General features: G+C 68.7%; 14 protein-coding genes. 2 read left to right on the top strand and 12 right to left on the bottom strand.

The genetic code is table 11. The annotated features are described in order from the left end of the window. Positions 1 to 22: 22 nt before the first annotated feature. Complete coding sequence (locus AC731_RS17525) at positions 23 to 364, bottom strand: hypothetical protein (RefSeq protein ID WP_004253766.1); 342 nt, start codon at positions 362 to 364, stop codon at positions 23 to 25. Between the two features lie 198 nt (positions 365 to 562). Between AC731_RS17525 and dacB the strand changes: the two genes are divergently transcribed. Beyond that, positions 563 to 1,957, top strand: a complete 1,395-nt coding sequence (gene dacB, locus AC731_RS17520; RefSeq protein WP_048708079.1) for a D-alanyl-D-alanine carboxypeptidase/D-alanyl-D-alanine endopeptidase — start codon at positions 563 to 565, stop codon at positions 1,955 to 1,957. Between the two features lie 13 nt (positions 1,958 to 1,970). Here dacB and AC731_RS17515 read toward each other — a convergent pair whose 3' ends face one another. From AC731_RS17515 to AC731_RS17470, 10 genes are all read right to left on the bottom strand, one after another. Then, positions 1,971 to 2,384 (bottom strand): DUF4870 family protein, encoded by a 414-nt coding sequence (locus tag AC731_RS17515; protein WP_004253761.1) that lies wholly within the window; start codon positions 2,382 to 2,384, stop codon positions 1,971 to 1,973. A 135-nt stretch (positions 2,385 to 2,519) separates the two neighbouring features. After that, positions 2,520 to 4,010 carry a 4-hydroxy-3-polyprenylbenzoate decarboxylase gene (gene ubiD / locus AC731_RS17510; protein WP_048708077.1) on the bottom strand — a complete coding sequence of 497 codons (1,491 nt, stop codon included), beginning with the start codon at positions 4,008 to 4,010 and terminating at the stop codon, positions 2,520 to 2,522. 84 nt (positions 4,011 to 4,094) lie between these two features. Further along, entirely contained in the window at positions 4,095 to 4,919 is an 825-nt protein-coding gene (gene pyrF, locus AC731_RS17505; RefSeq protein WP_048708074.1) for an orotidine-5'-phosphate decarboxylase, read from the bottom strand. A 40-nt stretch (positions 4,920 to 4,959) separates the two neighbouring features. Next, on the bottom strand, positions 4,960 to 5,841 hold the full coding sequence (gene ubiA / locus AC731_RS17500; RefSeq protein WP_048708072.1) for a 4-hydroxybenzoate octaprenyltransferase: 882 nt from the start codon (positions 5,839 to 5,841) through the stop codon (positions 4,960 to 4,962). Beyond that, a complete protein-coding gene (locus AC731_RS17495; RefSeq protein WP_048708069.1) occupies positions 5,826 to 6,407 on the bottom strand; it encodes a chorismate--pyruvate lyase family protein in 582 nt (193 codons plus the stop codon). Before AC731_RS17495 ends, ubiA begins: the two co-directional genes overlap by 16 nt. Positions 6,408 to 6,587: 180 nt before the next feature. Next, on the bottom strand, positions 6,588 to 8,645 hold the full coding sequence (recG, locus tag AC731_RS17490; RefSeq protein WP_082794365.1) for an ATP-dependent DNA helicase RecG: 2,058 nt from the start codon (positions 8,643 to 8,645) through the stop codon (positions 6,588 to 6,590). A 117-nt stretch (positions 8,646 to 8,762) separates the two neighbouring features. Then, positions 8,763 to 9,143 (bottom strand): RidA family protein, encoded by a 381-nt coding sequence (locus tag AC731_RS17485; RefSeq protein ID WP_004253749.1) that lies wholly within the window; start codon positions 9,141 to 9,143, stop codon positions 8,763 to 8,765. 83 nt (positions 9,144 to 9,226) lie between these two features. Continuing rightward, positions 9,227 to 9,670 carry a flagellar assembly protein FliW gene (gene fliW, locus AC731_RS17480; protein WP_004253748.1) on the bottom strand — a complete coding sequence of 148 codons (444 nt, stop codon included), beginning with the start codon at positions 9,668 to 9,670 and terminating at the stop codon, positions 9,227 to 9,229. 38 nt (positions 9,671 to 9,708) lie between these two features. Then, positions 9,709 to 10,356, bottom strand: coding sequence for an SPOR domain-containing protein (locus AC731_RS17475; protein WP_048708066.1), 648 nt, complete (start codon positions 10,354 to 10,356; stop codon positions 9,709 to 9,711). Next, positions 10,353 to 10,907 (bottom strand): DUF2802 domain-containing protein, encoded by a 555-nt coding sequence (locus AC731_RS17470; RefSeq protein WP_048708063.1) that lies wholly within the window; start codon positions 10,905 to 10,907, stop codon positions 10,353 to 10,355. Before AC731_RS17470 ends, AC731_RS17475 begins: the two co-directional genes overlap by 4 nt. 149 nt (positions 10,908 to 11,056) lie before the next feature. Here AC731_RS17470 and AC731_RS17465 point away from each other — a divergent pair, with 149 nt between their 5' ends. Further along, positions 11,057 to 11,839 (top strand): YdcF family protein, encoded by a 783-nt coding sequence (locus AC731_RS17465; RefSeq protein WP_048708060.1) that lies wholly within the window; start codon positions 11,057 to 11,059, stop codon positions 11,837 to 11,839. A 56-nt stretch (positions 11,840 to 11,895) separates the two neighbouring features. Here AC731_RS17465 and AC731_RS17460 read toward each other — a convergent pair whose 3' ends face one another. Then, positions 11,896 to 12,696: an enoyl-CoA hydratase/isomerase family protein gene (locus AC731_RS17460; RefSeq protein ID WP_048708057.1), complete on the bottom strand. Its 801-nt coding sequence runs from the start codon at positions 12,694 to 12,696 to the stop codon at positions 11,896 to 11,898. Positions 12,697 to 12,717 lie beyond the last annotated feature (21 nt).

Here is a 12,717-nt window from a genome sequence, read left to right as displayed (position 1 = left end):
TCCAGCTCCGGGGCGGGTCGCCTCAGGCGCCCGCCTCCTCCAGACTCTCGGACTCCTGGTACAAGGCGCGACCGAAGGCTTTCCACGCCCTGCCGCCGCTGGTATGCACCCCGATCTGCGCGCTCTGTCGCATCGTATTGAGCATCAACTCGGACAATGCAAACAGTTCCCCGGTCAGCTTGTCCTGCCGGATCGGGCTGCGCAGCAGTCGCATGACGTTGCCCGGTTCGCTGCTCAGGGCCTGCCGCGCGAGCTCCCGCAGCCGCACCTGATCGTCCCAGTCGATCCCCAAGGCCAGTCCCCGCTTATAGATTTCGCGCTCCAGCTCGTCGGCCGTGCGCGCATAATGCCCAAATCCACTCATTCCCAAGCCCCCGCAACCACGCCGGAAAGTACCGCTCCGACGACCGCACCCATGCATTCAGACGGGCAGTTTTCTTCTTCACAGCCTGCATTCTACAGACCCAAGAGGGTGAATTTGTCGCACTGCATCAAACGACTGTGTCGTAGTACCCTACCGCGCGACATTCAGTTCGGATTTAGAGCCACCTTCTGCAGCCTCGTGCTGCTTGCCCTCCCGGCCGCCGCGCACGACGCACTGCCTCCCGCCGTGCAGCTGGCCCTGGCATCGGCGCAGATTCCCGACAGTGCGGTGTCGGTGTGGGTGCAACCCGTCGACGCAGCAGCGCCAAGCCTTCGCCATAACGCGGACACCGAGATGAATCCAGCCTCGGTGATGAAGCTGGTGACGGCCTTCGTTGCCTTCGACCAGCTCGGCCCGGCCCATACCTGGAGTACCCGTATCGCCAGCGACGCCGGCATGTCGCAAGGCGTCCTCAGCGGAAACCTGTACATCGTCGGCAGCGGCGACCCGGCACTGGACAAGGACCGGATCGGCAAGCTCCTGCGCCGCCTGCGGGGACTCGGCATCGATCGCATCGCGGGCGACATCGTACTCGACGGCTCGGTGCTGCAACTGCCCCCCCACGACCCCGATGCCTTCGACGGGCGCGGCCTGCGGCCCTACAACAGCGGCCCTCACGGTCTGCTGATGCATTACAACACCCTGGAGCTGGCGCTCTTTCCCGGTCGCCAGCCCAATCAGGCGGTGACCGTCCTCGCCGAGCCGCCCCTGGCGGGCGTGGTGGTCGACAATCGCATCGTCACCTCGGCAGCAGGCTGCGACGTGTGGTATCGCGACCTCGAGGCACGCATCGAACCGGGCCGCCGCCTCGTGCTGAGCGGCAGCCTGCCGGCTGCCTGCGGCCCGCGTACCTGGAGCGCGGCGCCGCTGCCGCCGGCAGAGTTCGGTGCGGCGATGGTCGCGACCCTCTGGGCCGAAGCCGGCGGACGCCTGGACGGCCAGATCCGGTCCGGACTGATGCCACCCGATGCACAGGTCCTGCTCACGCACGAGTCGCCGCCGCTTGCCGACATCGTGCGCGACATGAACAAGTGGTCGAGCAACGTCATCGCGCGCCAGTTGCTTGCTAGTCTGGGCGCGAGGTCTCCAGCGGAAGCGCCCGAGGCGCCGGACGCGGTTGCGCGCGGCGCGCACGCAGCAGCCGAGGGGCTCGCTGCGGCAGGGCTGAGTGTGGATGGCCTGGTCATCGAGAACGGCGCAGGGCTATCGCGCATCGAACGGATCCGCGCCGGCACCCTAGGCCAGATGCTGATGCTCGCGTGGCAGCGACCGTGGATGCCGGAATACATCTCGGCCCTGCCCGTCGCAGGGCTCGACGGTACCGCTCGCCGCCGGCTGCGCAACAGTCCGGCCAGCGGTCAGGCACACATCAAGACCGGAACGCTCAACGGCGTGCGCGCGATCGCCGGCTACGTCCTCGACCGCAACAGCCGCCGCCACGTGGTGGTCATGATGGTGAACCACCCGGAGGCCGGCGCCAGCGCATCAGCACAGGACGCCCTGCTCGAATGGGTGTGGAGCGCGCAGCCCTGAGGGCCGCAACGGCTCAATCCATCGGCAGCGCACGCCGCCCGATCAGGGCGAGCCAGCCCCGCACCACGCGATACAGCACCCACAGCCCGGCCACGCCGATCAGCAGCAGCGCGAACGGAATGCCGATCACGGTCAGCGCCAGCAGGACGGCGACAGCGATCCACAGCACGGCAAACCAGAACGTACGGATCTGCCAGCGGAAGTGACTCTCGACCCACGTGCCGCGCACCGCGGCCTGATTCCAGTAGTTCAGGATGATCGCGGCGATCGACGGCAGGCTGGCGACGAAACTGCCGATGATGGTCGCGGAGCCGACGACACCGGTGAACACTGCGAAGGCATGCAGCGCATAGATCAGGTGCGTGACCGTGACCATGTTCTCGGAGGGCTGGCCGGCCTGCAGCGGCGCGGGAACGGGGTTGCTCATCGTTTTTCCTCAGGACAGGGGGCGGTCGACCCAAGCGGCGACCTCCCTGATGACGAACGCTTCGACCTGCAGGGTGCCACGTCGTTCCGCCGCAGCGCAACATGAACGGCGCGCACCCAAGCCCTGCCGGCCGGGTCAAAGTCCCAGTTCGTCCCACATTGCATCGACTTTCGCCTTCACCGCCGCGTCCATGACGATCGGCGTGCCCCACTCCCGGCTCGTCTCGCCCGGCCACTTGTTGGTGGCGTCCAGCCCCATCTTGCTGCCGAGGCCGGCCACCGGGCTGGCGAAATCGAGGTAGTCGATCGGGGTGTTGTCGACCAGCGTGGTGTCGCGGGTGGCGTCCATGCGCGTGGTCAGCGCCCAGATCACCTCCTTCCAGTCGCGGATGTTCACGTCCTCATCCACCACGATGATGAACTTGGTGTACATGAACTGGCGCAGGAAGCTCCAGATGCCGAACATCACGCGCTTGGCGTGGCCCGGGTACTGCTTGCGGATGCTGACCACCGCCAGGCGGTAGGAGCAGCCCTCGGGCGGCAGGTAGAAATCGACGATCTCGGTGAACTGCTTCTGCAGTAGCGGCACGAAGACTTCGTTGAGCGCCACGCCCAGCATCGCCGGCTCGTCGGGCGGCTTGCCGGTGTAGGTGCTGTGGTAGATCGGGTCGCGGCGCATGGTGATGCGCTCGATGGTGAAGACGGGAAAGTCGGAGACCTCGTTGTAGTAGCCCGTGTGGTCGCCGTAGGGCCCCTCGGGCGCCATGTCATTCGGGTGGATCGCGCCTTCGAGCACGATCTCGGCCGAGGCGGGCACCTGCAGATCGTTGCCCAGGCACTTCACCAGTTCGGTCTTGGCGCCGCGCAAGAGGCCCGCGAACTGATACTCCGAGATCGAATCCGGCACCGGCGTCACCGCGCCGAGGATGGTCGCCGGGTCGCAACCCAGCACCACCGAGACCGGGAAGGGCTCACAGGGATGCGCGCGCTGGTGCTCGAGGAAGTCCAGGGCGCCGCCGCGGTGCGCCAGCCAGCGCATGATCACGCGGTTGCGGCCGATCACCTGCTGGCGGTAGATGCCCAGGTTCTGCCGCTTCTTGTGCGGCCCGCGCGTCACCACCAGGCCCCAGGTGATCAGCGGCGCGGCGTCGCCGGGCCAGCAGTGCTGGATCGGCAGCTTCGCCAGATCGACCGCCTCGCCCTCCCACACCACCTGCTGGCAGGGCGCGGAGCGGACTTCCTTCGGCGCCATGTTAAGCACCTGCTTCAGCACCGGCAGCTTCTCCCAGGCGTCCTTCAGCCCCTTGGGCGGCTCGGGCTCCTTCAGGTAGGCGAGCAGTTTCCCGACTTCGCGCAGCGGTGTGCTCCAGTTGCCGTCGGCCACATCCTCGCCCATGCCCATCGCCACCCGCTGCGGGGTGCCGAAGAGGTTGGCGAGGACGGGAATCGCCTGCGGCACCCCCTTGGTCATCGGGCGCTCGAACAGCAGCGCCGGGCCGCCGGCGCGCAGCACGCGGTCGGCGATCTCGGTCATCTCCAGGTGGGTATCGACCGGCACGGCGATGCGCTTCAGTTCGCCGCGCGCCTCGAGTTGGGTGATGAAGTCGCGCAGGTCGTCGTATTTCATGCGGGCGTCTCTTGAAAGGTGCAGTGCGCACGTGGCGCGGGTCTGACGACAGACTCCGCCGTCGACCTCAAGTTGCAGCCGGGATCAGCGATGGGCGTTGATCGCGTCGCGGGTGTCGAGCGCCACCTTGCGCGCGGCCTCGGCGAAATCCTCGTCCCTGCCCGCATACAGCACTGCGCGCGAGGAGTTGATCATCAGTCCGGCCCCCTTCGCGGTCCGCCCGGCCGCCATGGTCGCGACGATGTCGCCGCCCTGCGCGCCGATGCCGGGCACCAGCAGCGGCATGTCGCCCGTCAGTTCGCGTACGCGCGCGATCTCGCCCGGGAAGGTGGCGCCGACCACCAGGCCGCAGTTGCCGCTGGCGTTCCAGTCCTCTGCCACCGTGCGGGCGACGTGCTCGTAGAGCTTCATGCGCCCCCGCGGCGTGTCGACGTCGAGGAACTGCAGGTCCGACCCGCCCTGATTGGACGTGCGGCACAGCAGGATCACCCCCTTCTCGGGGTAGGCCAGGTAGGGATCGACCGAGTCGCGGCCCATGTAGGGGTTGACCGTGATCGCGTCGGCCTTGAAGCGCTCGAAGGCTTCGATGGCGTACTGCTCGGCAGTGCTGCCGATGTCGCCACGCTTGGCGTCGAGGATCACCGGCGTGTCGGGATGGGCGAGGTGGATGTGCTCGATCAGCGCTTCGAGCTGGTCTTCGGCGCGCTGGGCGGCGAAATAGGCGATCTGCGGCTTGAAGCAGCACACCAGGTCGGCTGTGGCGTCGACGACGGCCTTGCAGAACTCGAGGATGGCATCCGGCCTGCCCTGCAGGTGCGCGGGAAACTTGGCGGGATCGGGGTCGAGGCCGACGCACAGCAGGCTGTTACGCTGGTGCCAGGCGGCTTCGAGGGCGGTCATGAAGTGCATGTCAGGGTCCAGAGAATACGCAGTGAGGCCGACGCCGCGCTCAGGCCCGGCGCAGCAGGTCGTCGATGAAGAGACCCGCGAAGATCGCGGCACCCAGCCAGTTGTTATGGCGGAAGGCCTTGAAGCAACCGGCGCGGTCGCGCTCGCGGATCAGGGTGTAGTGGTAGCCGGCAATGCCTGCCGCGACGAGCAGGCCGGCGAACCAGGCCACGCCGCGCTCCGCTGCCACGCCCACCGCGGCGAGCAGGCCAAGCGTGATCGCGTAGCACAGCATCACCGCCGCGACGTCGAAGCGCCCGAAGGTGATCGCCGATGTCTTGATGCCGATCTTGAGATCGTCAGGTCGGTCAACCATGGCGTACTCGGTGTCGTAGGCGATCGCCCAGAAAACGTTGGCCAGCAGCATCACCCAGCCCACCAGCGGCACCTCGCCGAGGATGGCGGCGAAGCCCATCGGGATGCCGAAGCCGAAGGCGATTCCCAGGTAGCCCTGCGGGATGGCAAGGAAGCGCTTGGTGAACGGGTAGCTTCCCGCCAGGAAGAGGGCCGGCAGCGACAGCCAGAGCACGGTCGCATTGAGCGGAAGGATGAGCAGAAACGCCAGCAGCGAGAGGCCGGCGGCCAGCAGCAAGGCCTCGCGCGGACTCACCGCCCGAGTGGCCAGCGGACGGTTGCGGGTGCGTTCGACATGACCGTCGAAGTCGCGGTCGGCATAGTCGTTGATGACACAGCCGGCAGAGCGCATCAGGAAGGTGCCGACGACGAAGATCACCAGCACCTGCAGCGGCGGCCAGCCATCGGCGGCGAACCACAGCGCCCACAGCGTCGGCCACAGCAACAGCAGCGTGCCGATGGGCTTGTCGATCCGCATCAGGCGGGCGTAGTGCGGCAGCTTGTCGGTGAGGCTCATCGTGTCGGGCATCGGGGCAGATCGAAAATCGCGGGCAGGAAGAACTCGCTGACCATCAGCGCGCGGTGGTGACGATGGAACAGCGAACGACGCCCCCACACTTCGCGCGGCACAAGCTCCGAGGGCGCGTGCGCGGCCAGGGCAGCGCGGACGCGATGATAACGCGCATCGCGTGCATCGAGCCGGGCACAGGCGAGCGGTGCGCGCGCGATGGCCCGATCTGCGAACAAGGCGGCCCCCAGGGGACGGGCGCCGAAGCCGTGGAAGAGGTTCCAGGCGCCACGCACATGTCCACGGGGCAACAGCGTGCGGGCGAACACCACCGGACGGCCGTCGGCGAGCAGCAGGACTTCCCTCACCCACACCCGCTCGCCAGGGCGCAGGCCGAGCAGCGTCGCCTCGTCGGGCACGGCCGAGGCGAGTCCCTGGGACAGCAGGTTCACGCTGACGCGCTCGCAGCGCGCGCGGATCCGCGCGGTCAGCGACGACGGGTCGGTGAGCCAGGGAATGAGGTGAGACGGCGCGCGGGTGCGCGGCGGGGCGGCCAGCCAGGTTTCGCTAGGAGGACGGATCAGCATGCTTGGTCGTCAGGACGAGGCCGGATTGTACTAGCGGAGCGCAGCAACCGAGAGCGTCTACCACCGTCGGGAGGGGTGGGCATTCGTTCCGAAGACTGCGGAACTCGCTGCGCTCGGACAGTCCTCGCCTTCTCCACGAACGCCCACCCCTCCCGACTACCTCGTTACGGCGATGCACGCTCACGCGCGCAGCAAGGCTTCCCGCCCGCCCAGCCAGCGCTGCATCAGGCGCTCGCTCGCCTCGGGCATGTCGCGCAGCATGCGCTCGGCCCACTCGCGTGCCGGATCGATGAGGGCGGTGTCGTCCTCGAGACTCGCATAGCGCAACAAGGGCAGTCCGCTCTGGCGCGCGCCGACGAACTCGCCGGGGCCGCGGATACGCAGGTCGGCGCGGGCGATCTCGAAACCGTCGGTGTTCTCGTAGATCACCTTCAGGCGCTCACGGCCCGTCTGCGACAGGGGCTGGGCGTAGATCAGGATGCAGACCGACTCGGCGCTGCCACGGCCGACTCGGCCGCGCAGCTGATGCAACTGGGCGAGGCCGAAACGCTCGGCGTGTTCGATGACCATCAGGCTGGCGTTCGGGACATCCACGCCCACCTCGATGACGGTGGTCGCCACCAGCACGTCGAGTTCGCCAGCGGAGAAGGCCTTCATTGTGGCGGACTTCTCGTCGGCCTTGAGGCGCCCATGCACCAGGCCCACCTTGAGCTCGGGCAGCGCTGCGACCAGCGTCTCGAAGGTCTCGACTGCAGTCTGCAACTGCAGCGCCTCCGACTCCTCGATCAGCGGGCACACCCAGTAGGCCTGGCGGCCGCCGAGGCAGGCCTGCCGCACCCGCTCGACGACCTCGTCGCGGCGGGCGTCGGACACCAGCTTGGTGCGGATCGGCGTGCGCCCCGGCGGCAACTCGTCGAGCACCGAGACATCGAGGTCGGCGTAGTGGGTCATCGCCAGGGTGCGCGGGATCGGGGTGGCCGACATCATCAGCATGTGCGGGCGCCGGCCCGCCTCGCCCTTCTCGCGCAGCGCAAGACGCTGGCGCACGCCGAAGCGGTGCTGCTCGTCGACCACCGCCAGCGCCAGCCGCGGCAAGGTCACCGGATCCTCGATCAGCGCATGGGTGCCCACGGCCAGCAGCAGCTCGCCGCTGCGCAGGCGTTCGAGCTCGGCCTCGCGCTCGCGCTTCCTGCGGCTGCCCGACAGCCAGGCCACCCCGATGCCGAGCGGCGCGAGCCAGTCGGACAGCTTGCGCCAGTGCTGCTCGGCGAGGATCTCGGTCGGCGCCATCATCGCCGCCTGCCAGCCGTTCTCTGCGGCCTGGAGCATCGCCAACGCCGCAACCAGGGTCTTGCCACTGCCAACATCGCCTTGCAGCAGGCGCTGCATCGGGTGCGGCGCAGCGAGGTCGAGGGCGATCTCGGCCACCGCGCGCGACTGGGCGCGGGTGGGCTGGAAAGGCAGGGTGTCAAGCAAGGCCGCGGTCAGCTGGCCGCGAGCGGGCAGCGACACGGCCTGGCGGGCGCGGCGGGCGTTGTAGGCACGGCGCAGCGACATCTGCTGCACCAGCAATTCCTCGAACTTGACGCGGCGCCAGGCCGGATGCTCGCGCAGCTCGAGCGCGGCCGGGTCGGCATCGGGCGCCGGATGATGCAAGGCGCGCAAGGCCTCGCCAAAGCCCGGCAACCCCAGGCCGCGACACGCCGCCGCGGGCAGCGGATCGTCCAGCATCTCGCTGGCGAGCGCGCGATCGATGAGCTTGCGCAGCGTGGCCTGCCCCACGCCCGCGGTGGTCGGATACACCGGTGTCAGTGCGTTCGGCAGGGCCTCCCCCGCCTCCACTGCGCGCACGCGGGGATGGACCATCTCGTCGCCGAAGAAGCCGCCCCGCACCTCCCCGAACAGGCGCACGCGACGCCCGGCCGCAAGCTGCTTCTGCTGCGAGGGATAGAAATTGAGCCAGCGGGCGACAAGTGTTCCGGAATCGTCGGCAATGCGCACGACGAGTTGCCTGCGCGGACGCAGCACGACCTCGCTCGACCGAACCTCGCCTTCCACCTGCACGGCAAACCCCGGGCGCGCGGCGGCGATGGGGGTCAGCCGCGTCTCGTCCTCGTAGCGCAGCGGCAGGTGAAGCAGCAGGTCCTGCGGCCCGCGGATGTCGAGCTTCGCCAGTTGTCCGGCAAGCTGCGGGCCGACACCGGGCCAGCCACGCAGGCGCAGCGCGGCCTCACGCACAGCAGCGGTGGCGACGGGCTCCGCGGGCGTCGAAGCGATCGATTTCGGGGAACGGGGCACGGAAACGCATGGGATGCTGCTGGCGCAGCACCCCTGGTGCACGCAGACAGTGCGGACTCAGCCGAGCACGATGGTGAGGTCGGCCTCGACCAGCGCACCACGCGGCAGTTCGCGGACGCCCACGGTGGCACGGGCCGGATAGGGCTCGGCGAAGTAGCGCGCCATCACCTCATTGACCACACCGAAGTTAGACAGGTCGGTGAGGTAGATCGTGATCTTGACGACGTCGGCGAACGACGCGCCAGCGGCCTCGGCGACCGCCTTCAGGTTGCAGAACACCCGCACGGCCTGCGCCTCGACGCCGTCTACGAGTTGCATGCTGGCAGGATCGAGGCCGATCTGGCCGGACAGGTAGACCTGGTTGCCGACCTTGACTGCCTGCGAATACGGGCCGATCGCGGCCGGTGCGTTGGGCGTGGAGATGATGGTGCGGGCCATGGCGAAAACCTCTGCGTTCGAAAGGTCCGCATTGTAAACCGCGACTGCCCGCCTGCGGCCGACTGGCGACCGCGCGGCGGGATTCAGTCCTGCTGGCGCAGCGTGATGTCGCAGCCCATGCGGCCGATGACCTTCTGCAGACCAAGGCGTGCGCGGGTGTTGATCACCAGCGGCGCCATGAAGTTGGCGCTCAGGCCGGCGGAGGCCGGATTCGCGTTCGTACCGTCCTGTGCCCGCACGATCACCGCGACCGCCAGATCCTCCTGGTTCTGGAGCTGCAGCAATTCGGTCTCGGCGTCGGTCAGGACGAACTCGAGATTGACACCGAGGCGGGCCGGCGGCGTGACCGAAAAGCCGACCTCGGGGTCCTCCGCACTCTGCAGCAGGAAGACCTCAGGCTCACGCCCCTCCTCATGCACCAGCGCAAAGCGGCGGCAACTTTCGAATCCGGGCAGCCCCTCGGGAAACTCGATGATGAGATCGTCGGCAATCTCTGCGCTGCCGAACTCGGGGCTCTTGATCTTCATGGTGCGACTCCTCTGGATGGAAGGTTTCTACGCCCGGTTCAGGGCTTCTTGCGTACAGGTGGCAACAGCATACCGGCTTCATGGCCCGCCTTGCGCAAGGCGGCCTGCGCCTTCTCCGCCGCTGCACGGTCGGTGAAGGGGCCCAGCACGACCCGGCTCTGGATCGTCGCGGGCAAGCCCTTGGCGGTGAGCTCGCGCTGCAGGGTGAGGGCATTCGCCGGATCGCCGAACACGCCGAGCTGGATACGAAAGCCGTCGGCCGGTGCCGGCGGAATGACGGGCAGGGCGGACGGCGGCGCGATGGGCGCTGCCTGCACTTCGGGTGCCGCATCAGCGGCAGGCGTGACGGGTTGCACCGGGGCCGCGCCCGACACGGGCGTCGGCAAGGGCGCGGCCCGCGCAACTGGCGTCACGGCATCGGCCGGAGCAGGCAGCGCGCCCTGCGCGTCCCGGGTCGCACCCGGTTCCGGCTGCACGGGGGCCTCCGGGGTACGGATCGCGATCACCGGCGCGGCCGGCGGCACGCCGATCTGCCCATCTCCAGCGACAGCGCGCTCCGGCACGGTCCCCTGCTGTTCCAGCATCAGTGCCACGACGAGCAGCAAGCCCGCCGCGGCCAGGGCCAGACCTGCGCGCTTGAGGGCCCGGTTGCGCTGACCGAGTTGAGGATCGCTCGTCGCGTTCATCGCGGGGCGCCTCGGCTGCGCGCGAGCGAGAGCACGAGTTCGGCCTCGGCCACGGTAATGCCGCAGCGCGCAGCGATCTCCTCGGCAGCCATGCCCTGCTCGGCAAGGCGCAGCGACTCGCTGTATTCGGGCGACACGCCGCTCGCACTCGCGCCTGCATCCTCGAGCTGCGTACGCAGGCCAGCGACCTCGAGCTGCAGGGCATCGATCTCGGCATGCTGGCGCGACACGAGCGCCCGCAGCTCGGCTACCTCCCGCCGCAGGTGACGGGATTCGAGTTCGAGCTGGAAGGTATCCGCAGAGCGCTCCACTACGGCGTCGGAAGCAGCTTGGGGCGCCGCGGGAGCCGGCGTCACAGGACGTGGTCGAAGCGCGGGGGCGTAATCGAAGCCGTCGTCCTCAGCGCCCTCCTCGTCGACCACCGTCACCGCTGGCGCGCTCGTGGCACGCGGTGGTGTGCGCCGCGCGACGATCAGCGCGCGCAGCAACTGCCAGGCAGCAAAGCCCACGCACACGACTACAAGCAGCCACACGAGCTGACGCAGGCTCACTCCGCCCTCCCCCCCGACAAACGCCGACCGAGGTCCGACTGCCGGAGCGCCACGGTCATCTGCGTTGAAAAAGGAAGGGTCATGGACACGGGTGGGGACGAGTGAATTGGCCCGATAATACTGGCCGCCCCTGCCGACGACAAACCAAGATGGATTTTTCGCTCCCTGCCCTGCTGTTCTGGCTGAAGAAGCTGCTCGCCGCGCTCGTGCTGCCGCCGCTGCTGCCCCTGCTGCCGGTCATCGCCGGCCTGCTCCTGCTGGGCCGCCGCCCACGCCTCGGGCGGGTGCTGGCGTGGGGCGGCGTGGCGCTCAACCTCTTGCTGACCCTGCCGGCCAGCGTCGGCTGGCTGGCGAAGCAGCTCGAAGACCCGAGACCGCTGTCCCTCGAGGCGAGCCGCGGCGCACAGGCCATCGTGGTTCTCGGCGCCGGGCGGCGCGACTATGCGCCGGAATATGGCGGGGAGACCCTTAACCGGCTCGCGCTCGAGCGGGTGCGCTACGGCGCCCGGCTCGCGCGCACGACGGGTCTGCCGCTGCTCGTCAGCGGCGGCGGCATCGGGGACGAGACCGCCGAGGCCGTCCTGATGAAATCCGCGCTTGAGGAAGACTTCGGCCTTACGGTGCGCTGGGCCGAGGCGCGCTCGCGGGACACGCGCGAGAACGCGCTGTTCTCGGCGCAGATCCTGCGCGAGGCTGACGTACGGCACGTCCTGCTCGTCACCCATGCCATGCACATGCCGCGTGCGCAGGCGGCATTCGAGTCAGCGGGACTGATCGTGACGCCGGCGCCGACGGGATGGCTCGCTGACCACGGCGCCCCCTCCGAAGCGCGCTTCCTGCCCGGCCAGCTCCCCAATGCGAACAGTGCCTATGCCGGCTGGTTCGCGGTGCACGAGGCGATCGGGCGACTGGTCTACCGCCTGTCGCAATGACCGCCCGTGCGAACGGCCTTCGTGATCGAGTCGCTGACCGACTTCAGTGACTGACTTCAGTGACCGCCGAACGACGGCGCGCGTTTTGCCAGGAAGGCGGTGACACCCTCGGCAAAATCGTCGGTGGCGGCACAACGCGCGAAGGCTTCCGCCTCGCTCTGCAGCTGCGACTCGAGCTGGTTGTCGTGCGAAGCCGTGAGCAGACGCTTGATCTCGCCGTAGGCGTGCTGCGGCCCCGACAGCAAGCGACGCGCCAGCGCCGAGACCTCGTCGTCGAGCCGGTCGGCGGGCACGACGCGGTTCGCCACCCCCAGGCGCAGCGCCTCGGCGGCGTCGAAGCGCTCGGCCAGCAGCAGCAGCTCGGCCGCCTTGCGCCGGCCGACGATGCGGGGCAGGAAGTACGATGCGCCGCCGTCGCCCGACAGCGCGATCGAGGCGTAGGCGGTGGTGAACTTCGCGTTGTCGGCGCAGACCGCAAGATCGCAGCCCAGCATCAGCGACAGGCCGAAACCGGCGCAGGCACCACGCACCTTTGCGATCACCGGCTGCGGCAGGTTCTGCAGGATCTCCACGGTGGGGTTGATGTGCTGCACGATCAGCGCCTTGAATTCCGCCAGACGCGCCTCACGCGACAGGTGCAGCTGGCCCGCGAAGTCCTTCAGGTCGCCGCCCGCCATGAAATGGTCTCCCGCCCCCTGAACGACGACCACGCCGTAGTCCTTGCGCGCCGCGAGCGCGCGTGCGGCCGCGGCCAGGTCGGGCATCATCGCGATCGACAGGGCATTGAGCGCCTGCGGCCGGTTCAGGGTCAAGGTCGCGATGCCATCGGTGACATCGAGCAGAACGGTATCCGCCATCGGGAAATCCTCCAGAAAAAA

The organism is Thauera humireducens (genome assembly GCF_001051995.2).
Taxonomy (GTDB): domain Bacteria; phylum Pseudomonadota; class Gammaproteobacteria; order Burkholderiales; family Rhodocyclaceae; genus Thauera; species Thauera humireducens.
This window is presented reverse-complemented; position numbering and strand designations above follow the sequence as displayed.